This window comes from Paracraurococcus ruber, from assembly GCF_004353985.1.
Lineage (GTDB): Bacteria > Pseudomonadota > Alphaproteobacteria > Acetobacterales > Acetobacteraceae > Paracraurococcus > Paracraurococcus ruber.
This window is the reverse complement of the sequence record NZ_SMOA01000011.1, coordinates 1-22,636: the sequence shown is the minus strand read 5'-3', so window position 1 is coordinate 22,636 and position 22,636 is coordinate 1. Positions and strand designations below refer to the sequence as shown.

The window sequence follows — 22,636 nt, the reverse complement described above, 5'->3', positions numbered from 1 at the left end:
ATGGACCGCCGGGCGCCGCTGATGCGCCAGGGTCAGGTCCGCCAGGTGGATGGGGCGCGGCGTCACGCCGACATGGCCCAGGCGACCAGCGCCCAGAGCCCGGCCGCGGCCAGCCCGGCGAGCGCGAGACGCGCGCCGGCGCCCGAGGACAGGGCGAGCGGGTCGGGGAACGGCAAGGCCATGATGCTATAACATAACACCCGGCGGGGTGGTCGCAAGCCCGCCGACCCCACCTGCCGGCCCGGCCAGCCGACCCTGACCGCCGCTGGCCCGGCGGATGACAAGTCGGGACGGTTTCGCTAGTGAAGTATCGCAGTACCCTGGTGCCGGGCCGGGTCCGGGCGGTGCCGATCGGTTGGGGTGCGCGTCGTCGCGCCGGACCCGGCGGTCCGCCGGCGCCCGGGCGCGCCGCGACCGCCGAGCGGGAGACGAGCCGATCCCATGCGCGAGGCCTCCGCCGTCACCGAGACTGCCCCGGTCGCCTCGCCCCCCCTCGCCGCATTGCGCCGTCCCTGGCGGCTGCGGCCGCAGGGCATGCGCCTGTCCACCCGCCTCATCCTGGTCATCGCCACCTCCCTGCTGCCGATCATGGCCATGCAGGTCGTCATCGGCTGGAGCCAGTGGGCCGAGCGGAAGGCGCAGCTCGGCGACCTCGCCCTGCAGCAGGCGCAGCTGCTGGCGGGCAACCTGGACGGCATCGCCCAGGGCGCCCGCATCCTGCTCGGCGCCGCCACCGAAAGCCCGGAGCTGCGGCAGCTAGGCCCGGGCTGCGACGGCTACCTGGCGCATCTGCGGCGGCATGCGCCCGGCTACGCCTTCATCGCCCTGGTGGATGGCACCGGCCGCATCGCCTGCGCCTCCGCCCGCGGGCTGCGGGAACAGGAGGCGGGCGCCCCCTGGGTCGCCGCCGCCCGCGCCGCGGACCGCTTCACCGCCGGCCGCTTCACCCGCATCGCCGCGGTGCCGGACGGCGTGCTGCCCTTCTACCTGCCGGTCGAGCAGGGGGGCGCCGCCATGGGCGGCACCCTGGTCGCGGCGCTGGAGCTGAGCTGGCTGGAGCACGCGCTGCAGCGGATGAAGCGCGTCGGCTCGCCGCTGCTCGCCTCCGGCGTGCTGACCCTGGCGGATGCCGATGGCGTGATCCTGGCGCGCGACATCCGGCATGCCGATTTCGTCGGCCGGTCCTTCCCGCCGGCCGCCATGGCCGTGCTGCCGGCCCGGCAGCCCGGCACGCTGCGGCTGCGCAGCATCGACGGCACCGAACGGCTGGTCGGCTATGTGCCGCCGACCGGCGAGAACCACGGCCTCGTCACCGTCGTCGGCTTCGAGGAGAACGAGCTGCTGCGCGACATCGAGCGCGCGCTGGTGCGCGGCATGGTGATCCTGCTCAGCGGGACGCTCTTCGCGCTCGGCCTCACGCTGCTGGTGGCGCGGCGCTTCATCACCGCGCCGACCTCGGCGCTGCTGACCGCGGCGCGGCGCTGGCGGCGCGGCGACTTGGCGGCGCGCGCGCCGGTGGCCGATGCGCGGTCGGAGTTCGGCCAGCTCGCCGGCGCCTTCAACGGCATGGCCGTGGCGCTGCAGCAGCGGGAGGAGGAGCTGCGCCAGCACGCCCAGGCGCTGGAGGCGCGGGTGGCGGAGCGCACCGCGGCGCTGCGCGACGCCAACACGAGGCTGGAGGCGGAGATGCAGGAACGCCGGCAGACCGAGGCGGCGCTGCTGCAGGCGCAGAAGCTGCAGGCGGTCGGGCAGCTGGCCGGCGGCATCGCGCATGACTTCAACAACGTGCTGCAGGCGGTGCTGGGCGGCGTCGCGCTGATCGACCGGCGGGCGGCGGATGCCGAGGCGGTGCGCCGCCTGACCGGCATGGTGCAGGAAGCGGCGCGGCGCGGCGAATCCATCACCCGCCGCCTGCTCGCCTTCTCCCGGCGGGAGGAATTGCGGGCCGACCGGCTGGATGTCTCCGCCCTGATCGGCGGCCTGCGGGAGGTGCTGTCGGCCACGCTCGGCGCCGGCATCCGGGTGGAGGTGGCGGCGCCGGCGGGGCTGCCGCCGGTCTTCGCCGATCGCGGCCAGTTCGAGACGGTGCTGGTCAACCTGGCGACCAATGCCCGGGATGCCATGGAAGGCGGCGGCCGGCTGACCCTGACGGCGGCCGAGGTCACGGTGCCGCCGCGCAGCGCCGGCGGCCCGGCCTTGCCGGAGATCGGCGGGCTCAGGCCGGGCGACTACATCCGCGTCGCGGTGGCCGATACCGGCGCCGGCATGGATGCCGAGACGCTGGCGCGGGCGGGCGAGCCCTTCTTCACCACCAAGCCGGTCGGCAAGGGCACCGGCCTCGGCCTCGCCATGGCGCGCAGCTTCGCCGAGGGATCGGGCGGCCGCCTCTGCATCGCCAGCGCCCCGGGCAAGGGCACCTGCATCGCGCTGCTGCTGCCGGTGGCGCAGGCTCAGGCGGAGGCGCCGGCGCGGCCGCCCTGCCTGGCGCCGCGGGCGGCCTGCGGCGCCGACATCCTGCTGGTGGATGACGAGCCGGCGGTGCGCGCCGTGCTGGCCGCCCAGCTGGAGGATGCGGGCTACCGCGTTGTCCAGGCGGCGGACGGCGCCGCGGCGCTGGCGATGCTCCGCGACGGCCCGGCCTGCGACCTGCTGGTGTCCGACCTGTCCATGGAAGGGATGGACGGGATCACCCTGATCCGGGAGGCCCGTGGGCTGCGGCCGGGCCTCCCGGCGATCCTGGTCACCGGCTATGCCGGAGATGCCGCGGTGCTGGCGGTGGGACAGAATCTCGACGGCAGCTTCGCCCTGCTGCGCAAGCCCGTCACCGGAGCGCAGCTGGCCGACCGGGTGGCGGCGCTGCTGGGGACCGCCCCGGGCTGACCGCCGGTCAGGCGGCCACGACACGTCGCGGCGGTCGGGGCACGTCTTGCCTGGCGGCAGGGCCAGGGTGCGACGGCCCCGGTGCCCGGCGGGAATGCGCCCGGGGTCGCACCGCGGCAGGGGTGCGGAAGCCGCGATCACGGCGCCAGCCCGCCTTGGTGGCGCCACCGCATCGCGGCCCGGCCCGGACTCATGCTGACGGCCGATGATCGTGACCGATCGACGGTCCCTCGATCGACGGGCGGCTTGCGCCGCGCAACTTGGAGACGCGGCATGAGCCGCGGCACCCGTCCGGGCGCTCGGCAGGAAGCGATCATTCATGCGGCTGGCATCCGGCCGCTGCCGGGTGATCGCGGGTGGGCGTGGACCCGACCGCCCAGCTACCGCGAGGCGCGACGCGGTGGCGGCGTGGAGAGCCGGGGCGGGACACCCCCACCGCCAGCGACGCATGACCGCGCCGCGGCGGTCACGCCCCGCCCCGGGCCGCGGCGCACAGGCTCGCGGCCCGGCGCGAAACCGCCCGGCCCGGCGCCGCCCGGCGCCGCGCCCTATCGGGCCAGTGCGCGGTAGCGATCCAGCATGGCACGGCCTTCCGGGCCGGCCTTCTGCGCCCATTCCTCCTCCTGCCGGGCGCCGATGGCGCGCAGGCCGGCCAGCAGCTCCGGCGTCGGCTCGTTCGCCTGCATGCCGTGGCTGCGCAGCTTGTCCATCTGCACCTGCGCCGAGGCCGCGGACTCCGCCCAGCCGCGTTCCGCCGCCTTCGCCGCGGCATCGCGGATGGCGTTCCGCGTGGCATCGTCCAGCGCCAGGAAGGCGCGGGTGTTCACCAGCACCGCGTTCTTCGTCAGCGTGAAGCCGATGTCGTAGACGAACCTGGAAAAATCCCAGGCGGCGCTGTCGGCGCCGGTCTGGGCGCTGGTCAGCATGGCGTTGACGATCCCCGTGGCGAAGGCCTGCGGCACGTCGGCCGCCTGGACCAGGACGGGCGTCGCGCCCATCAGCTCCGCCATGCGGGCGATGATCGGCGTCTGGGCGCGGAAGCGGCTGCCCTTCAGGTCCTCGACGCTGCGGATCTCGCTGCGGCCGTAGATCGCCTGGCTGGGCCAGGGCACGAAATACAGCGCCGTCACGCCCTGGCGTTCCAGCCGGGCGCGGATCGCCGGCTCGCTCGCCTGCAGCAGGGCGCGCGCCTGCGGGTAGGTAGTGGCGAGGAAGGGGATGAAATCCACCTCGAAGACCGGATCCTCGTTGCCATAGGCGCCGAGCAGGATCTCGCCGAGCTGGACCTGGCCCGTCTGCACCGCGCGCTTGATCTGCAGCAGCGGCAGCAGGGACGCGTTGGGATGCAGCTGCACCGCCAGCCTGCCGGGCGCGGCCTTCTCCACCTCCGCCAGGAATAAGCGGATGGTCTGGGTGTGGAAATTGCCCTCCGGATAGGGCGTGGCCATGACCCACCGGGTCTGCGCCTGGGCCTGGCCGGCAAGCACGAGCAACGCGGCAAGCGCCGCGGCGATGATGCGGTGCATTCCGCTCCTCCTGCAGATGGGCCGTGGAGGCCGGCATTCGTCCCGCGCGCAAGTATGCCCGCGCGGGCGGCGAGCGAACAGACCGCGCAGGGAGGAGGGGGCGCCGCCCCCGGTTCGACGCCGTTCTGCGACACCCCCCGCCAGGGGTCAGGCGCCCCCTGGGCCGGCCCGGGTCATCGCCACCGGCGGGCCGGCGGCGTCCTCTCCCGCTACCCCGCGTCGCCCGGCCAGCGCGGCCGGTCGTAGAGCCAGGCCATGCCCTCCCGCGCCGCCTCCGGGTCGCGGCCGGCCAGCCAGGCATCGCGCAGCTCCGCCCGCACGCCGCCGGCGTGGTAGATCTCCCCGAAGACCCGCGCCATGGTCTGCACCCGGCCGGTGCGCAGCACCCGCAGCGCCTCATAGGCGGCGAAGGCGGCGGCGACGTCGCCGGCATGGACGCGCAGCTGGTCCGCCAGGCAGACCGCATCCTCCAGCGCCATGTTGGCGCCCTGCGCCAGGTATTGCAGCATCGGGTGCGCGGCATCGCCCAGCAGCGTCACGCGGCCGCGGGTCCAGCCCCGCCGCGGCTCCCGGTCGCAGAGCACCCAGTAGCGCCAGGTCTCGATGCGGGAGAGCAGGTCCCGCACCTCCGGCCGCGTCGCGTCGAAATGCCGCCAGAGCAGCTTCGGGTCGCCGGCCTGGTCCCAGCCTTCCGCATAGTGGTCGGAATGGAAGACGGCGACGAGGTTCATCACCTCGCCCCGCCGCAGCGGGTAGTGCACCAGGTGCAGGCGCGGCCCGGCCCAGAGGGTGACGCGGTTCTCCCGCACCGCCTCCGGCAGGCTGTCCATCGGCACCACGGCGCGATAGGCGATATGGCCGGAGACGACCGGGCGGCCATCGCCCACCACCACCTGGCGCGTGCGGCTCCAGAGCCCGTCGGCGCCGACCAGCGCGCTGCCGCGGATGCAGTCGCCATCCTCAAGCCGGACGGTCACGCCCTGCGCGTCCTCGATGAAGACGGCGACGGACCGGGCGGTCTCCAGCAGGATGTCCGGGCGGGACTGGCAGGCCTCCAGCAGGCTGCGATGCAGGTCGGCGCGATGGGTGACGGCATAGGGGTTGCCGAAGCGCGCCGGCATGCCGTCCAGCGGCACCCGGGTGATCTCATGCCCGTGCACGGCGCAGCGCATCACCAGGGCATCGGGGCGGACGGCGTCGCGCTCCACCGCCTCCCGCACCCCCAGCCGGTCCAGCATGTGGAAGACGTTGGGGCCGAGCTGGATGCCGGCGCCGGCCTCGCGGAACTCCGCCGCGCGCTCGAACAGCCGCACCGGATGGCCGGCGCGGGAGAGGGCGAGCGCCGCGCCGAGGCCGCCGATGCCGCCGCCGGCGATCAGGATGGGGTCCATCAGCCGGGCTCGGCCAGGGTGCTCGGGTGGAACAGCGCCTCCGGCGGGATGGGGGCGGCGGCCAGTCCATCGGCCACGGCGAAGCGGATCATGGCGGCGATCTCCTCCCGGTTCCGGCCGAAGCCGTAGGGCCACGGATCCCCGCCCATGGCCGCCGCCTGGTCCTCATAGGCGGCGGCGATCCAGGGGAGCGAGACTCGGAGCAGGTTGACCAATTGCAGCTCCCCGAGCGAGAGCGCCTTGACCTGGCGCAAGGCGCGATGGAGCTCGAGCGGCAACCATGGGTGCTGCTCCGCCACGTCCTTGCGGACCGCGAGGCAGTGCATGATGGGGAAGAAGCCGGTGGCCTTGTGCCAGGCCATCTCCTCGGCGCGGTAGTCCGGGTAGAGCCGGGCGATGCTTCCCTGGGCCTGGCCCTGCCCCTGGCCCAGCCCTGCCGGCGCCCGCGGGGCGATCAGCGCATCCAGCGTGCCATCCGCCAGCGCCGCCTCCAGATCGCGGCCGAGGGGCTGGACATCGTGGCCCGGCGGCAGGGCGATGGCGACCCGTTCCGCCCCGGTGCGCCAGCGGATGCCGCGCGTGTCCACCCCGTACTGCTCCCGCAGGAAGCCGCGGACCCAGAGGGCGGCGGTCTGTTGGTATTCCGGCAGGCCGATGGTCCGGCCGGCGAGGTCGGCCGCCGTGCGGATGCCGCGATCCGTGCGGATGTAGATGGCGGAATGGCGGAAGGCCCGTGAGAGGAAGATGGGCACCCCGACATAGGGGCTGTCGCCGCGGGCCGTGGTGACGATGTGGCTGCCCATGGACAGCTCGGTGACGTCGAAGGCCCTGTCCCGCAGGGCCCTGCGGAAAATGTCCTCCGGCTCGCCGGGGAGGAAGGTGAAGTCGACGCCGGGGACGGCGACGCGGCCCTCCATCAGCGGCCGGGTGCGGTCGGAGGCGGTGCAGGCGAAGGAGAGGCGGAGCTTCGGCATGCCGCAGTGGTGCCGCGCGCCCGGCGCCTTGGCAACGCGCGGAGGGGGCCCCGCCCCTCCCGCACCCGCCCCGCCGGGGCCCGGACCGGCCCCTAGCGGCAAAGGCCTGTCGCCGCGGCGATGACGCGCGGGTTCCACGCGCGCCTGTGCGCTTGGCTTGCGGGGGCCGAAGCACCGCCTCGAACGGGGGGACGGGGTCCCCCTCGCCCGCCGCCTATGCCGCCGCGGCCAGCCGGTCCGGCGTGAAGGGCAGCGCCCGCGGCCGGATGCCGAGCGCATCGGTGATGGCGCCGGCGATGGCGGCGATGGTCGGGGCCATGCTCGCCTCGCCGGCGCCGAGGAAGGGCTGGTCCGGCCGGGCGATGATGTCCACCGCCACCTGCGGCACCTCGGAGAAGCGGAGGATGGGGAAGCTGTCCCACCCATCGCTGGTGATGCGGCGGCGATCGAAGCGCACCTCCTCCAGCAGCGCCACGGAGGTGCCGTGGATGGCCCCGCCCTCGAACTGGTTGGCGACGCCGTCGGGGTTCACCACCTCCCCCACGTCGCCGGCGATCCAGAGGCGGCGGCAGAGGATGCGTTCGCGCGCCTCCACCTCGGCGACCACCGCGGCCCAGGCGCCGTTGTTCTTGTAGCGGGCGAAGCCGATTCCCATGCCCCAGCCTTCGCGCCGCTGGCGCGTGCGCCAGCCGGCCATGGCGGCGACGCGCTCCAGCACGGCGACGGCGCGCTTGGCCTCCAGGTGGCGCAGGCGGAAATCGAGCGGGTCCTCGCCGGCCAGCGCCGCCGCCTCGTCCAGCACGCTCTCGATCGCCCAGACATTGAGGGTGGCGCCGAGGCCGCGCAGGGCCGAGGTCCGCACCGGCATCTCCAGCAGCCGCGTGGTCTCCACCTTGAGGGCCGGGAAGGCATAGAGCGGCACGCCGTTGCGCGGCGCCCCGCCGCCGGCCGCCATGGGCGGGTTGATGCTGGGCTTCACCGGGAAGGGATCGGCGAGCATCGAGGCCGCGAGCAGCGTCGGCGCCGGGTCCCGCCCCGGGCGGGAGGAATGGCCGTTGCTGACGATGTGGCTGCGCCAGGCGGCGATGCCGCCGTCGGCGTCGAGATCCGCCTCGACCTCCACCAGCATGGCCGGGGAGAAGGGCGACCAGCCCAGCTCCTCGGCGCGCGACCAGAGCATCCGCACCGGCGTGCCGGGCACCGCGCGCGCCGCCAGCACGGCATCCAGCGCCACGTCGTCGGCGCCGTTGTGGCCGTAGCAGCCGGCGCCCTCCCGATGGCGGACCACCACCTTCTCCGCCGGGCAGCGCAGCGTCTTGGCGATGTCGGCGCGGAGGTTGTAGGGGCCCTGGGTGTGCGACCAGACGGTCACGGTGTCGCCCTCCCACAGCGCCACCGCGCAGGAGGGGCCGATGGAGGCATGCGCCAGGTAGGGCCGGAGGAATTCGCGCTTCAGGGTGCGGCCGGCGGTGCCGGGCGTGCCGCGGCTGGCGACCTCGCTCCGCTCGCCGCGCGTCGCGGCGTCGCGCAGCCAGACGGCGAGGCTCGCCTGGTCCGGCAGCGTGTCCCGTTCCTGCCAGGTGCAGCGGGCGGCGAGGCGGGTGGCGGCGGCCTCGGCCTCCCATTCGGTCGCGGCGAGGACGGCGAGGAAATCGCCGTCGCGCACCACCCTGGCATCGCCCGGCAGCGCGCCATCCGCGATGGCGGTGAGCGTGGCGCGGCGCGAGGGCGGGCGGATCATGCGGGCCTGCAGCATGCCGGGCAGCCGCAGGTCATGCACATAGCGCGCGGCGCCGAACACCTTGTCCGGCAGGTCGAGCCGCGGGACGGAGGTGCCGGCGATCCGCCGCGCGCCGGGCGGCTTCGGCGTGGCGTCGGGCGTCGCCTCCGTCTCCAGCAGCGCCTGGTCGGCGAGCGCCCAGTAGCTGCCGATGGCGCCGGCGGGGCCGAGGAAGACGCCGTCCTCGACGGTGATGGAGTCGACCGGCACGCCGGTGCGCTGCGCCACCACGCCGAGGAAGATCGCGCGGGCCTGGGCGCAGGCATGGCGCAGCGCGCCGCCGCTGTCCTGCGTGGAGAGGCTGCCGCTGGTCACCGCCTCGTCCGGGCTGGTGGGCGTGGCGGCGGGCGTCACCGCGATGCGGCCGAAATCGACGTCCAGCTCCTCGGCGGCGATCTGGGACAGGGTGGTGAGGATCCCCTGCCCCAGCTCCACCTTGCCGGGCGTGATGGTGACGCGGCCATCGGCGTGGAAGGAGAGCCACTGCGACAGGCGGCGGTTGAGGTGCAGGCTGCCCGGCAGGCGCGGCCTGCCATCCGCCGGCGGCATGGCGGCGCCGAAGCCGGTGGTGGTGGTGCCGGTGACAGGGTCGGCGATCAGCCCCTTGCCGCCGCTCATGCCGGGACCCGCATGGCCGCGGCCGCGCGGCGCACGGCCCGCAGGATCCGGTTGTGGCTGCCGCAGCGGCAGAGATGCGGGTCGAGCGCGGCGCGGATGGCGCCATCATCGGGGTCGGGGTCGCGCGCCAGCAGCGCCGCGGCCGAGACCAGGATGCCGGACAGGCAGTAGCCGCATTGCCCCGCCTGTTCCGCCAGGAAGGCGGCCTGCAGCGGGTGTGGGGCGTCGGGCGTGCCGAGGCCCTCCACCGTCGTCACGGCGCGGCCGGCGCAGGCCGATGCGGCGAGGGTGCAGGCATAGGACGGCGCGCCATCCAGCAGCACCATGCAGGTGCCGCATTGTTCCGTGCCGCAGCCGAAGCGCGGGCCGGAAAGCCCGGCCGGGCCGCGCAGGGCGTGCAGCAGGGAGGCATCCGGCGACACCTCCAGCGCGACCGGCGCGCCATTCAGCGTGAACGCGACCATGCGAAGCCCCCCGTCACTCCGCCCGCAGATTGGCGCTGCGGACCAGCCCCGCCAAGGTCTCGATGTCGCGGCGGATATAGGCGTCGTAGTCGGACAGGCTCATGACCAGCGGGCGGGCGCCCATGCGGGCCATCGCGGCGCGGCCGGCCTCGCCATCCATGATGCGGGTGATCTCGCCATGCAGCCGGGCGACGATCGGGCGCGGCGTCGCGGCTGGCATCATCAGCCCGATCCAGATCGGGTATTCGAAGCCCGGCACCGCCTCCGCCACCGCCGGCAAAGCGGGCAAGGCCGGGTCGCGCTGCAGGGCGGTGGTGGCAAGGCCGCGGACCCGCCCGGCCTCGATCTGCGGGATCATGGTGGGGATGCCGTCGAACATGATCGGCACCTGCCCGGCCAGCACGGCGGTGCGCGCCTCGTTCGAGCCGCGGAAGCTGACCGCGACCATGTCCACCCCGGCCATGTGCTTCAGCATCTCGCCGGCGAGGTGGTAGGGCGTGCCCGGCCCGCTATGCGCATAGTTCCAACGTCCCGGTTCCCGCCGCAGCAGCGCGAGGAACTCGCCGAGGTCGCGCGCCGGGACCGCGGGATGCACGACGAGGACGTTGTTGGCGATGTTGATGGGCGCGACCGGGGTGAGGTCGCGCAGCAGAACGTAGCCGCGCTGCGGCTGCAGCGTCTCGTTCACCGCGGCGGTGTTGCCTAGGGCGACGAGGGTGTGGCCATCGGGCGGCGCCTTGGCGGCGAGGTCGGTGCCGATGGTGCCGCCGGCGCCCGGCCGGTTCTCGATCACCACGGGCACCTGCAGCGCCTGGGAGAGCGGCTCTGCCATGAAGCGCGCCGCGACATCGGCGGCGCCGCCCAGGCCGAAGGGCACGATGATGCGGATGGGGCGGCTGGGCCAGGCGGGTTGGGCCGCCGCCGGCCCGGCCAGCGCGGCCATGGCGGCCCCCGCCAGGACGGCACGGCGATGCGGCATGTCTGGTTCCTCCGGTTGCCGGCCAGCCTACCGGCCTCGCCCGCACCGGCAAGCCCCGTCAGCCCTGCCGCGGCGCGCGGCCCGGACCGCCTACCCCAGCTGCACCCGCGCCATGCGTATCCACTCCCGCTGCCGCTCGATGTCCCGCCGGAGGAAGGCGTCGAACTCCGCGACGCCCATCACCATCGGCTGCGCCCCGCCGCGCGCCATCGTCTCCCGCGCCGCGCCTTCCGACAGCACGCGCCCGACCTCGGCATGCAGCCGCTCCACCACCGGGGCCGGCGTGCCGGCGGGCGCCATCAGCCCCAGCCAGATGCTCGCCTCGTAGCCCGGCAGCGTTTCCGCCACCGTCGGCAATTCCGGCAGCAGCGGGCTGCGCGCCGTGCCCGTCGTCGCCAGGCCCAGCACCCGGCCGCCCACGATCTGCTCCCGCATCGTCGGGATGGCGTCGAACATCATCGGCACCTGGCCGGCGATCAGCGCCGTCCGCGCCTCGTTCGACCCGCGGAAGGGGATGTGGTTGACCTCGATCCCCGCCATCGCCCGGAACACCTCCCCGGCGATGTGATAGGGCGTGCCGGGGCCGGAGGAAGCGTAGTCGATCCTGCCAGGCTCGGCCTTCGCCTTCGCCACCAGCTCCGCCACGCTCCTCACGCCGAGCGAGGGATGCACCGCCAGCACGTGGTAGGCGATGTTGATCGCCGCCACCGGCGCCAGGTCCCGCAGCAGCACATAGGGCCGGTTCGGGATCAGTGTCTCGTTCGCCGTATGGGTGTTCGACATCAGCAGCAGCGTGTGGCCGTCCGGCACCGACTTCGCCACCACATCGGTGCCGATCACGGCGCCGGCGCCCGGGCGGTTCTCCACGACGACGGGCTGGCCCAGCGCCTGGCTCAGCGGCTCCGCCAGGAAGCGCGCCGCCACGTCCGCCGACCCGCCCAGGCCGAAGGGCACCACGATCCGCACCGGGCGGCTGGGCCAGGCGGCACCGCCCTGGGCCAGGCCGCGGCGCGGCAGCGCGGCGGTCGCCAGGGCCGCGGCCAGCAGGGGGCGTCGGTGCATCCTCGGTCTCTCCCTCGGCGGCCGTCGCGGCCGCGCAACGCATTGCGGTTCGCTTAACCCGGTGCCATCTGGCGCACCAGAAGGACCCGTCCGGGAGGAAGCATTACCCATGATAGAGCTCGTCGTGAACGGCGAGGCGCGGCGCCTCGACCTCGACCCCGACATGCCCCTGCTCTGGGCGCTGCGCGACCATCTGGGCCTGACCGGCACGAAATACGGCTGCGGCATCGCGCAATGCGGCGCCTGCACGGTGCATCTGGACGGCGCGGCGGCACGGGCCTGCCAGCTTCGCCTGGGCGACCTCGCCGGCAAGCGGATCACGACGATCGAGGGGCTGCACCCCGCCGGCGACCACAAGGTGCAGCGCGCCTGGGTGGCGCAGCAGGTGCCGCAATGCGGCTTCTGCCAGAGCGGGCAGATCATGGGCGCCGCCGCCCTGCTCGCCGCGACGCCGAAGCCCAGCGATGCCGAGATCGACGCGGCGATGGCCGGGCATCTCTGCCGCTGCGGCACCTATCAGCGGGTGCGCGCGGCCATCCATGCCGCGGCCCAGGGCTGAGGAGGCCGCCATGGACCGCCGCCATCTCCTCAAGGCCGCCGGCGCCGCCCTGCTGGTCCCCGTCCTCGCCGAGGCACAGCAGGCCCCGCCTGGGTCTCCTCCTGGCCCGCCCCCCACCGCCATCCCGCCGGGCGAGAGTCCGAATGCCGGGCCGGGCCGCGTCACCGCCTTCCTCCGCATCGGCGCCGATGGCCGCGTGACGGTGCTGACCCCGATCCTGGAGATGGGCCAAGGCACCCATACCGCGCATGCCCAGATCGTCGCGGACGAGCTCGGCGTGCCGCTCTCGGCCGTGACGGTGGAGGTGGCGCAGCCCGAGGGCCCGTTCCGCTACACCCCGGTGAACGAGCAGTATGCCGGCGCCTCCTGGGGCGTGCGGCTGATCCAGCCCCGGCTGCGCCGCGCCGCCGCCCAGGCGCGAGCGGTGCTGGTCGAGGCCGCGGCGCAGCGCCTGGGCGTGCCGGCCGGCTCGCTGACCCTGGCGGAGGGGCGGATCACCCACGCCGCCTCCGGCCGCAGCCTGGCCGTAGGGGAGGTGGCGGAGGCCGCCGCCGCCCTCCCCCTGCCCGAGCAGCCCCGACTGCAGCCGGCCGCCGAGCGCCGCCTGGTCGGCCAGCCCGTCCCGCGGCTCGACGTGCCGGCCAAGACGCGCGGCGCGGCAGTGTTCGGCCAGGATGTGCGGCTGCCCGGCATGCTGCAGGCGGTGGCGAAGCTCTCGCCGGCGCATGGCGCGGCGATGGCCGGCTTCGATGCCGCCCCGGCGCGCGCGGTGCGCGGCGTGGTGGATGTGGTGCCGCTCGGCACCCGCGGGGTCGCGGTGGTGGCGACCGATACCTGGGCGGCGCTGAAGGGCGCCGAGGCCGTGGTGATCCGCGTGGAGGCCGCGCTGCGCGCCGCCGCCCGGGTGGTGGATGCCACCTACGAGGTCCCGGCGCTGGCCCACGCCCCGCTCGAGACCGACAACTGCACCGTCCGCATCCAGGGCGATGCCGCCGAGGCCTGGGCCCCCACCCAGCACCAGGACTGGGTGCGCGCCGCGGTGGCAAAAGGCGCGGGCGTGGCGCCGGAGAAGGTGCGGGTCCACACCACCTTCGCCGGCGGCGCCTTCGGCCGGCGGCTGATGGTGGAGGTCGCCGAGCAGGCCGCGATGGTCGCCAGGGCGGTCGGCCGCCCCGTCAAGCTGACCTGGCCGCGGGAGGAGGAATTCGCGCAGGGGTACTACCGCCCCGCCCATGCCTGCCGCCTCCGCGCCGCCCTGGACGCGCAGGGCAAGCTCACCGGCCTCTGGTTCCGCAGCGCCGGGCAGTCGGTGATGGGCGACTACCGGCCCGGCTTCATGGCGCGCGGCCCGGCCATCCTGGACCCCTTCGCGCTGCAGGCGGTGACCGACACGCCCTACCGGTTCGGTGCCTTCCGCAGCGAATGGGTGCGCACGGAAGGGCCGGCGAAAAGCTGGCTCTGGCGCAGCGTCGGCGGCTCGCAGAACGCCTTCTTCCTGGAGTGTTTCCTCGACGAGGTGGCGGCGGCGACGGGCCAGGACCCCTATGCGCTGCGCCGCGCCCTGCTGGCGCATGACCCGCGCCGGCTGCGGGTGCTGCAGACCGCGGCCGAGACATCCGGCTGGGGCACGCCCGCCCCCGCTGGCCGGCATCGCGGCATCGCCTTCTGCGAGATCTATGACAGCCCGGTCGCGCAGGTCGCCGAGGTCTCGGTCGAGCGCGGCACGCTGCGCGTCCACCGCGTGACGGTGGCGATCGATTGCGGCGAGGTGGTGAATCCCGGTCAGGTGACGGCGCAGATGGAGGGCAGCGTGGCCTGGGGCCTCTCCGCCGCGCTGCACGAGGCGGTGACTCTGCGCGAGGGCCGCACGGAGCAGCGGAATTTCGACGCCTATCCGATCCTGCGGATGGAGGAGGCGCCGGTGGTCGAGACCCACATCCTCACGACGCCGGGCGTGCCGGTTGGCGGCGTGGGCGAACCCGGCGTGCCGCCGGTGGCGCCGGCCGTGGCGAATGCGATCTTCGCCGCGACGGGGAAGCGGCTACGCAGCCTGCCCCTGCTGCAGCACGACCTGCGGGCGTGACCGAGGAGGGCTCCACCCGCCAGGGGTCAGGCGACCCCTGGACCGGCCTGGGTCAACCCCATGCGGGGGCCCGGGGGTCGGTTCGATCCCCCCCCGGGGGGGGTTCAGGGGGCAGAGCCCCCTGACCTGCCCCAGTCGGGCGCCGGCAGGTCCTGGTAGGCCCGCCGCAGCGCCGCCGCCCAGCCCTCCCGGATCGTCCGGAAATAGGCGTCGTCCTCGCCCAGCCGCCGCCGCAGCGCCACGGCGAAGCTGTCGGTGCGGTAGGTCAGCAGGTCCACCGGCATCCCCACCGTCAGGTTGGACCGCAGCGTGCCGTCCATGCTGATCAGCGCCAGCTTCACCCCGTCCGGCAGCGAGGTGTCGAACTGCACGTTCCGGTCCAGGATGGGCTTGCCGTACTTCACCTCGCCGATCTGCAGGAAGGGCGTGTCCGGCGTCGCCTCGATGAAGTTGCCGGCGGCATAGACCAGGTAGAGCCGCGGCGGCCCGCCCTGGATCTGCCCGCCCAGCAGCAGGGACAGGTCGAACCCCACCCCCTGCGCCGACAGCGCCGGGCCATCCGCCTGGTACACGTCCCGCACCGCCTGCCCGACCAGCTGCGCGGCCTGGAACATGTTCGGTACCTCGCGCAGGGTCTGGCGCCGGCCGTCGAGCCGCACCCCCTCCTGCAGCCGGTTCCAGACCGCCTGGGTCAGCGCCAGGTTGCCGGCGGTCTGCAGGACCAGCAGGCGCTCGCCCGGCACCTCCTCGACCTGCATCTTCCCGAAGCAGGAGACATGGTCGACGCCGGCATTGGTGCGGGTGTCGGAGAGCAGCACCAACCCGTCCCGCAGATAGAGTCCGACGCAATAGGTCATGCCGGGCGTTCCTCTGGCCGCGCCCGGTATAGGCCATTTCCACATGGGCGTACCGTCCCGAACCTGTCGCCGGCACCGGCTCCGGACGCGTGGCAAGGGGATGGGCGAGGGGATGGCATGGGCATCCTCCGCAGCCTTCGCTGTGCCGGCGGGTCGGGCCGGGCGATGCCGGCGCGGCGCCGCATGGCGGCCCGCGGCCCGGCCCACCCGCTGCGGCAACCCGGCCGGGCGCGCCCTGCACCCTGCCCTGCCCGCCGGCCGGCGGCCATGTCGCCACCGGGCCGGGCCTTGCCGGGGTCGAGGTGACAAGGCCACCCGCTCTCCCCCATATGCCCGCTGCGGCTGCGGCGTGCCCCGAAGGCGGCCCCTCGCATCCCGCCGGAGGCTGCCGCGTTGCGCCGGCGCCGCGGCCTGCCCGCCAGGGACGGCCGCCCGACCCAGGAAAGGACCACGATGCCCGACGGGACCGCACCCGCCTCCCGCCGCCCGCTCTCCCTGCTGCGGGATTTCCTGGACAGCGAGGCGGCCGGCGGCCTGGTGCTGATGGGCGCCGCGGCGCTCGCCCTCGTGCTGGCCAACTCGCCCGCCGCGCCGGGCTATTTCGCCGCGCTGCACCTGTATCTCGGCCCGCTCAGCCTGCAGCACTGGATCAATGACGGGCTGATGGCGGTGTTCTTCCTGTTCGTCGGCCTCGAGATCAAGCGGGAGTTCCTGGCCGGCCAGCTTGCCTCCTGGCCACGCCGCGCCCTGCCCGGCATCGCCGCCGCCGGCGGCATGGCGGTGCCGGCGCTGATCTACGCCGCCTTCAACTGGAACGACGCGGAGACGCTGCGCGGCTGGGCCATCCCGTCCGCCACCGACATCGCCTTCGCCCTCGGCGTGCTGTCGCTGCTGGGCGACCGCGTGCCCAGCTCGCTCAAGGTCTTCCTCGCGGCGCTGGCGATCATCGACGATCTCGGCGCGGTCCTGATCATCGCGCTGTTCTACACCGGCAACCTGTCGCTGCTCGATCTCGCCCTCGCCGCCGCGGTCGCCGCGCTGCTGGCAGGGCTGAACCTGCGCGGCGTCACCCGGCTTCTCCCCTATCTCCTGCTCGGCGCGGTGCTGTGGGTGCTGGTGCTGCGCTCCGGCGTGCATGCGACGATCGCCGGCGTGGTGCTGGCGCTCACCATCCCGCTGCACGCCGAGCCGGGGCGGGTGGACGACATCGAGCATTCGCCGCTGCACCGGCTGGAGCACAGACTGCACCCCTGGGTCGCCTTCGGCATCGTGCCGGTCTTCGGCCTGGCCAATGCCGGCGTCTCCTTCAGCGGCATCGGCCTCGATGCGCTGGCGGACCACCTGACGCTCGGCGTCGCGCTTGGCCTCGTCCTCGGCAAGCTGGTCGGCGTCTTCGGCAGCGCCGCGATCACCATCCGGCTCGGCCTCGCCGACCTGCCGATGGGCGCGGGCTGGGGCCAGATGGTAGGCGTCTCGCTGCTCTGCGGCATCGGCTTCACGATGAGCCTGTTCATCGGCCTGCTCGCCTTCGACGGGAACGAGTTGCTGCAGAACGAGGTGAAGCTCGGCATCCTGCTCGGCTCCCTCACCGCCGGGCTGGCCGGCTGGGCGGTGCTGCGCGTGGCGCCGCGGGAGATCCCGCCGCCGAAGCGGGCTGCCGCCAGGTGACGTCCGGCGGCGCCGCGCCGGCCCCGCGGCGCTGGAGCGGATCGCCGGAGGGCGTGAACGCCCGGACGCGAGATGCCGCTCTGCAACCACTAGGCTAGAGCGGTTCGCGCTCTCAGAGGAACGCGCGAGCCGCTCCGGCGTCCCGACTCCGACCTTCGCCGCCACTTCTGGCGTCCTGCGGTCCGGGCCACCAGCCTTTGTTTTCAGTAGCCTGCTGGTCCGCTGCGTTCGCAGGCAGTGGCTGCGAACGCAGCGGGCAGGACACCGGGCCGCATCGAAGGCCCAGCCTTCGACACGCACCCGGCCCCGGCCGGGTCCGTGTTGACGCGCGGCGCCGCGGGCGCGCAGGCTTCCTCCCAACAAGCAGAAGAACCATGGGAGGACGCGTTGCCATGACCGGACGCCGTCACCTGCTCGCCGCCGCCGCGGCGGGCGCGCTGTCGCCCCAGGCCCGGGCGCAGGCCCTGCCCTTCCAGCCGGAACGCGGCGCCAGCCTGCGGCTGCTGCGCTGGGGAAAGTTCCTCGACGCCGAGGAGCGCGCCACCACCGAGAACATCCGCGCCTTCACCGAGGCAACCGGCGTCGAGGTGCGCGTCGACAGCGTCTGGCAGGACGATGTCCACCCGCAGCTCAGCGTCGCCGCCAGCATCGGCAGCGGGCCGGATGTCGCCTGGACCCTGCAGATGACGCCGCAGCTCCTGGCCGACAAGCTACTCGACCTCTCCGACCTCGCGGCGCAGGTCGGCCAGGCCGGCGGCGGCTGGTACAGGCTGGTCGAGCAGTACGGGATGCGCGACGGGCGCTGGATCGGCCTCTCGCCCTTCGTCGTCGGCGTGCTGCCGGTCTATCGCATCTCCACCCTGCGGGAGGCGGGGTTCGAGCGCTTCCCGGCGGACACCGACGGCTTCCTGCGGCTGGTGCGGGAGATGAAGCGCATCGGCAAGCCGGCCGGCTTCGCGCTGAGCCGGGCGCCGAATGACGGCAATTCCTTCGCGCACTGGCTGCTCTGGTCGCATGGCGGGAAGCTGGTGGACGAGCGCAACCGGGTCGCCATCAACAGCCCCGAGACCATCCGCGCCATCGAGTATGCGCGGGAGGTGGCGCAGCATTTCATCCCCGGCACCCAGGGCTGGAACGACGCCTCCAACAACGGCTCCTTCCTGAACGGCCAGGTCCACCTGACCAACAACGCCGTCTCCATCTACGGCAAGGCGCTGGCCGACCGGATGGAGGTGGCGGCGGATATCGACCATGCGCTCTGGCCCGTGGGGCCGGTCGGCCAGCCGGCCGAGCTGCACATCGTCTTCCCCTTCGTGGTCATGCGCTACACGCGCTACCCGAACGCCGCCAAGGCGTTGCTCGCCTTCCTGATGGATCCGCCGCGCTACCGGCGGGTGCTGGAAGCCTCGGTCGGCTACCTCTCCCAGGGGCTGCGGGCCTATGACGACAGCCCGGTCTGGACGCGTGACCCGAAGGTGCGGCTGTTCCGCGACGTCGCGGCGCGCGGCAGGCCGATCTCCTGGGCCGGGACCCTGGGGCCGGAGGCCTCGGCGGCGCTGGCCGACAGCGTGGTCGCCGACATGTTCGCCGAGGCGGTGGGCGGCCAGGCGACCGCGCGGGAGGCCGCGGCGCGGGCCGAGCGGCGGGCGCAGCGCATCTATCGCGGCTGACTTGCATCGCCGGCAGAGGGAGAGAGGGCGGGCATGGCACGGATCGGGCTGCTCGGCGTCGGGCTGATGGGCGAGGCGATGGCGCGCCGCCTGCTGGCCCGCGGCCATCAGGTCACCGCCTGGAACCTGGAGCCGGAGCGGCTGGACCTGGTGGTGCCGCATGGCGCCGCCGCCGCCGCCTCCCCCGCCGCGGTCGTGGCCGCCAGCGAGATCCTGCTCTGCTGCGTGCTGCATGCCGCGGCGGTGGAGAACTGCCTGTTCGGCCCCGGCGGCGTCGCGACCGCCGGCCGCGCCGCCTGCGCCGGCAAGCGGCTGGTCGACCTGTCCACCATCCCGCCGGCGGCGGCGCGCGACCTTGCGACGCGGCTGCGGGACGCGGTGGGGATGGGCTTCGTGGACGCGCCGGTCTCCGGCGGCCCGCCCGCCGCGCGCGCCGGCACGCTGACCATCATGGCCGGCGGCGACGCCGCGGATGTCGCCGCAGCCCTGCCGGTGCTGCGCGACCTGGGCGCCCAGGTCACCAGGCTTGGCGAGACCGGCGCCGGCCAGGCGGCGAAGATGGTGAACCAGGCCGTCGTCGGCGCCGGCTTCCTGGTGATGGCGGAGGCGCTGGCGATGGCCGAGGCCGCCGGGCTGGATGCCGCCGCGGTGCCGGCCGCGCTGGCCGGCGGCTTCGCCGATGGGGCGCTGCTGCAGCGCATCTGGCCGCTGATGCAGGCCCGCGCCTTCGACCCGCCGCTCGGCTATGCCCGGCAGCTGCAGAAGGACCTGCATGCGGTGCAGGACTATGCGGCGGGCCTCGGGCTCGACCTGCCGGTGGTCGGCGCCGCGACCGGGCGGCTCGACGCCTATGTCGGCCAGGGCCATGCGATGGCCGACAGCGTCTCCGTCATCCGGCTCTACCGGCCGGACCCGGGCTGAGCCTGGCGCCCGGGGCGGCGTTGCGCCGTGCGATCCGCCCTAGTGGCGGATGTAGAAGGCGTCGATCGCCGCGCCCAGTTCCGCGGTGCGGGTGATCATCCCGGTCAGGAACTCGTGCAGCCCCTCGGCGAAGACATCGTCGATCTGGCCGTAGCGGAGCTGCGCCTTCAGCAGCCCGGCGATGCGGTGGCATTCGCCGGTGCGGCCACCCTGCTCCTGCGCGATCGCCTCCAGCGTGTCCGACACCTCGGCATGGCAGGCGGCGAGGCTGCGCGGCAGCTCCGGCCGCAGGATCATCAGCTCGGCGATGCGCCGGGCGGAGAGGCGGTCGCGGTAGATCCACTGGTAGGACCGCAGCGCGGAGACCGAGCGCAGCACCGCCTGCCACTGCACGTAGTCGACCGCCCCCGCCACCTCCGGCGCGAAGAGCGCGTGCTTGACGTCGAGCAGCCGCGCGGTGTTGTCGGCGCGCTCCAGCATCGTGCCGAGATGGACGAAGCGCCAGGCCTCGTTCCGCAGCATGGTGTCATGCGCCGCGCCGTTGAACAGCGTGACGCGTTCCCGCACCCAGCCGAGGAAATCGGCGAGCTGCTCGCCCTCCGTCGCGTCGGGCGAGAATTCGCGCAGGCGGTTCCAGCTGTCGTTCAGCGCCTCCCACATGTCCACGGTCAGCGCCGTGCGGACGGAGCGCGCGTTGCGCCGCGCCGCCTCGAAGCAGGACAGGATGGAGGAGGAATTCTCCGGGTCGAAGACCAGCCAGTGGATGCAGGATTCGGCGGTCGGCGCCTCGTACTTCCGGTAGAAGACGGCATCGCCGCCCGAGGCGGTGAGCAGCGCCCGCCATTCCGCCACCTCGTCGCCCAGCCGGGCCGAGACCGCGGCCATGCGGGAGGCGACGGCGAGGCCGCGGGCGACATTGCCGGCGCGTTCGGCGTAGCGGGCCAGCCAGAACAGGCTGTCGGCGGTGCGGCTCAGCATCCGAGGCCGGCCGACTGGACCTGGCTCTGGCTCTGGCCCTCCGCCAGCCCGCCCGGCCCCTCATCCTCCAGCACCCAGGTGTCCTTGGTGCCGCCGCCCTGGGAGGAGTTGACCACCAGCGACCCGTCCTTCAGCGCGACGCGCGTCAGCCCGCCCGGGACGATGCGGATCTCCTTGCCCGAGAGCACGAAGGGCCTGAGGTCGACATGCCGCGGCGCGATGCCCTGCTCCACCACCGTCGGGCAGGTGGACAGCGCCAGCGTCGGCTGCGCGATGTAGTCGCCCGGCCTCGCCAGGATGCGGGCGCGGAATTCCTCCCGCTGCGCGGCGGTCGCATGCGGGCCGATCAGCATGCCGTAGCCGCCGGAGCCCTTGGCCAGCTTCACCACCAGCTCATGCAGGTTGGAGAGGACGTATTTCCGGTCCTCCTCCCGCTCGCAGAGGAAGGTGGGGACATTGGCCAGCAACGGCTCCTCCCCCAGGTAGAAGCGCACCATCTCCGGCACATAGGGGTAGATCGCCTTGTCGTCGGCGATGCCGCCGCCCGGCGCATTGGCCAGCGCGACATTGCCGGCGCGGTAGGCCGCCATCAGCCCGGGCACGCCGACCAGGCTGTCCGGCCGGAAGGCCTCCGGGTCCAGGAAGTCGTCGTCGATGCGGCGATAGATCACGTCCACCCGCTTCGGCCCGGCGGTGGTGCGCATGTACACCACCTCGTCCTGCACGCAGAGATCGGCGCCCTCCACCACCTCCACGCCCATCTCGTCGGCCAGGAAGCAGTGCTCGTAATAGGCGCTGTTGTAGGGGCCGGGCGTCAGCAGCGCGACCGTGGGGTCGGCGCCGGCGCGGGCGGGGGCCACCGCCTTCAGCGTCTCCAGCAACTCCTCGGGGTAGCGGCTGACCGGCGCGATCCGGTGGCGGGCGCAGAGCCTGGGGAACAGGCGCAGCATCGCCTCCCGGTTCTCCAGCATGTAGGAGACGCCGGAGGGCGTGCGGCAGTTGTCCTCCAGCACGTAGAACTCGTCCGGCCCGGTGCGGACCATGTCGATGCCGCTGACATGGGTGTAGATGCCGCCGGGCGGGACGATGCCCACCATCTCCTTGCGGTAGGCCTCGTTCTCCAGGACGAGGGCGGTCGGCACCTTGCCGGCCCGCAGGATCTCCTGCTTGCCATAGACATCGGCCAGGAAGGCGTTCAGCGCCCGCACCCGCTGCCGCAGCCCGGTGGACAGCCTTTCCCATTCGGACCGGGCGATGATGCGGGGGATGATGTCGAAGGGGATCAGGCGCTCGGGGTCGCCGCCTTCGCCATACACCGCGAAGGTGATGCCGATGCGGCGGAACAGCAGCTCCGCCTCGTGCCGCTTGCGATCCAGGTCCTCGCGCGGCGTGGCGCGCAGCCAGGCGGCGATCTCGGCATAGGCGGCGCGGACCCCGTCCTCGGCGCGCATTTCGTCGAAGGCAGCGGGTTTCGAAGCAGACACGCGGCGCGGATCCCCTGGTTGATGGTCCCGATGACCGAAACTGCACGGGACACACCCGCGCTTCAAGCCGGGCAACGCTGCCATTTCGGGCGGGTGGCGTGGCCCCGCACAATCGCTATCCAAAATGCACAGTCCGGCAGCAGCGCCACCCGCTGGTCAGGCGACCGATCCGCCCTATGCTGCGCGCCATGCCGGCCAAGGGGGTTGGCCAAGGGGTCGGCCAGGGGACGGAAACGCATGCCGCAGCAGGACCATGGCGGGATGACGGGCGCGGCCGCGGTGGCGGAGGCGCTGCGCGCGGCCGGCGTCGCGCGGCTCTACGGCGTGCCCGGCGGCGGCTCGAGCCTCGACCTGATCGAGGCGGCGGCGGCGCGCGGCATCCCCTTCGTCCTGGCCCGGCAGGAGACGGCGGCGGTGATCATGGCCGCGACCGAGGCGGAACTCGGCGGCCGACCCGGCGCCGTGGTTGTCACGCGCGGACCGGGCGTCGGCAATGCCGCGAACGGCATGGCCCAGGCGGCGCTGGACCGCGCCCCGGTGCTGCTGCTGGCCGACGGCTTCCCGAGCGCGGAGCGGGCCTTCACGACGCACCAGTATTTCGACCATGCGGCCATGCTGGCGCCGGTCAGCAAGGCGCAGGCCCGCGCCACCGAGGCGGGCGGCGCGCCCGGCGCCCAGGCGGCGGCGCTGCTGGACGCGGCGATGGCGGCGCCGCGCGGGCCGGTGCTGCTGGAACTCTCGG

At 74.1% G+C, this 22,636-nt stretch carries 17 protein-coding genes; 7 read left to right on the top strand and 10 right to left on the bottom strand.

All coding sequences use genetic code 11. The features are described from left to right. Positions 1–441 precede the first annotated feature (441 nt). On the top strand, positions 442–2,880 hold the full coding sequence (locus E2C05_RS04430; RefSeq protein WP_133218394.1) for a hybrid sensor histidine kinase/response regulator: 2,439 nt from the start codon (positions 442–444) through the stop codon (positions 2,878–2,880). 548 nt (positions 2,881–3,428) lie between these two features. On the opposite strand, the gene E2C05_RS04425 is transcribed toward E2C05_RS04430, so the two are convergent. The 7 genes from E2C05_RS04425 to E2C05_RS04395 all read right to left on the bottom strand — a co-directional run bounded on the left by E2C05_RS04425 (position 3,429) and on the right by E2C05_RS04395 (position 11,674). After that, positions 3,429–4,406, bottom strand: a complete 978-nt coding sequence (locus E2C05_RS04425; RefSeq protein WP_133218393.1) for a TRAP transporter substrate-binding protein — start codon at positions 4,404–4,406, stop codon at positions 3,429–3,431. A 209-nt stretch (positions 4,407–4,615) separates the two neighbouring features. Continuing rightward, on the bottom strand, positions 4,616–5,797 hold the full coding sequence (locus tag E2C05_RS04420; protein ID WP_133218392.1) for a 3-hydroxybenzoate 6-monooxygenase: 1,182 nt from the start codon (positions 5,795–5,797) through the stop codon (positions 4,616–4,618). Further along, positions 5,797–6,771: a substrate-binding domain-containing protein gene (locus tag E2C05_RS04415; protein ID WP_133218391.1), complete on the bottom strand. Its 975-nt coding sequence runs from the start codon at positions 6,769–6,771 to the stop codon at positions 5,797–5,799. Before E2C05_RS04415 ends, E2C05_RS04420 begins: the two co-directional genes overlap by 1 nt. Positions 6,772–6,985: 214 nt before the next feature. Then, complete coding sequence (locus tag E2C05_RS04410; protein WP_205082717.1) at positions 6,986–9,169, bottom strand: xanthine dehydrogenase family protein molybdopterin-binding subunit; 2,184 nt, start codon at positions 9,167–9,169, stop codon at positions 6,986–6,988. Next, positions 9,166–9,633, bottom strand: coding sequence for a (2Fe-2S)-binding protein (locus E2C05_RS04405; protein ID WP_133218390.1), 468 nt, complete (start codon positions 9,631–9,633; stop codon positions 9,166–9,168). Before E2C05_RS04405 ends, E2C05_RS04410 begins: the two co-directional genes overlap by 4 nt. Before the next feature lie 13 nt (positions 9,634–9,646). Next, positions 9,647–10,612, bottom strand: coding sequence for a tripartite tricarboxylate transporter substrate binding protein (locus E2C05_RS04400; protein WP_240046560.1), 966 nt, complete (start codon positions 10,610–10,612; stop codon positions 9,647–9,649). A gap of 90 nt (positions 10,613–10,702) precedes the next feature. Beyond that, entirely contained in the window at positions 10,703–11,674 is a 972-nt protein-coding gene (locus E2C05_RS04395; protein WP_133218389.1) for a tripartite tricarboxylate transporter substrate binding protein, read from the bottom strand. Positions 11,675–11,783: 109 nt separating this feature from the next. Between E2C05_RS04395 and E2C05_RS04390 the strand changes: the two genes are divergently transcribed. Then, positions 11,784–12,233, top strand: a complete 450-nt coding sequence (locus tag E2C05_RS04390; protein WP_133218388.1) for a (2Fe-2S)-binding protein — start codon at positions 11,784–11,786, stop codon at positions 12,231–12,233. A 10-nt stretch (positions 12,234–12,243) separates the two neighbouring features. Beyond that, positions 12,244–14,316: a xanthine dehydrogenase family protein molybdopterin-binding subunit gene (locus E2C05_RS04385; protein ID WP_158291950.1), complete on the top strand. Its 2,073-nt coding sequence runs from the start codon at positions 12,244–12,246 to the stop codon at positions 14,314–14,316. A 104-nt stretch (positions 14,317–14,420) separates the two neighbouring features. Here the strand turns inward: E2C05_RS04385 and E2C05_RS04380 are convergent, their stop codons facing one another. Beyond that, a complete protein-coding gene (locus E2C05_RS04380; RefSeq protein ID WP_133218386.1) occupies positions 14,421–15,173 on the bottom strand; it encodes a peptidase in 753 nt (250 codons plus the stop codon). A gap of 453 nt (positions 15,174–15,626) precedes the next feature. On the opposite strand from E2C05_RS04380, the gene nhaA reads away from it, so the two are divergent. From nhaA to E2C05_RS04365, 3 genes are all read left to right on the top strand, one after another. Beyond that, the gene (nhaA, locus tag E2C05_RS04375; protein WP_133218385.1) at positions 15,627–16,841 is read left to right on the top strand and encodes a Na+/H+ antiporter NhaA; all 1,215 of its coding nucleotides are present in this window, start codon (positions 15,627–15,629) and stop codon (positions 16,839–16,841) included. Between the two features lie 392 nt (positions 16,842–17,233). Beyond that, entirely contained in the window at positions 17,234–18,511 is a 1,278-nt protein-coding gene (locus E2C05_RS04370; protein ID WP_158291949.1) for an ABC transporter substrate-binding protein, read from the top strand. 33 nt (positions 18,512–18,544) lie between these two features. Next, positions 18,545–19,432, top strand: a complete 888-nt coding sequence (locus tag E2C05_RS04365) for an NAD(P)-dependent oxidoreductase (protein ID WP_133218383.1) — start codon at positions 18,545–18,547, stop codon at positions 19,430–19,432. 39 nt (positions 19,433–19,471) lie between these two features. On the opposite strand, the gene E2C05_RS04360 is transcribed toward E2C05_RS04365, so the two are convergent. Beyond that, complete coding sequence (locus E2C05_RS04360; RefSeq protein WP_133218382.1) at positions 19,472–20,410, bottom strand: alpha-E domain-containing protein; 939 nt, start codon at positions 20,408–20,410, stop codon at positions 19,472–19,474. Then, positions 20,404–21,894 (bottom strand): circularly permuted type 2 ATP-grasp protein, encoded by a 1,491-nt coding sequence (locus E2C05_RS04355; RefSeq protein WP_456306473.1) that lies wholly within the window; start codon positions 21,892–21,894, stop codon positions 20,404–20,406. The genes E2C05_RS04360 and E2C05_RS04355 overlap by 7 nt, the downstream gene beginning before the upstream one ends. A 237-nt stretch (positions 21,895–22,131) precedes the next feature. On the opposite strand from E2C05_RS04355, the gene E2C05_RS04350 reads away from it, so the two are divergent. Continuing rightward, positions 22,132–22,636, top strand: a 505-nt coding sequence (locus tag E2C05_RS04350; RefSeq protein WP_275670490.1) for a thiamine pyrophosphate-binding protein, incomplete at its 3' end; no start/stop codon positions are given.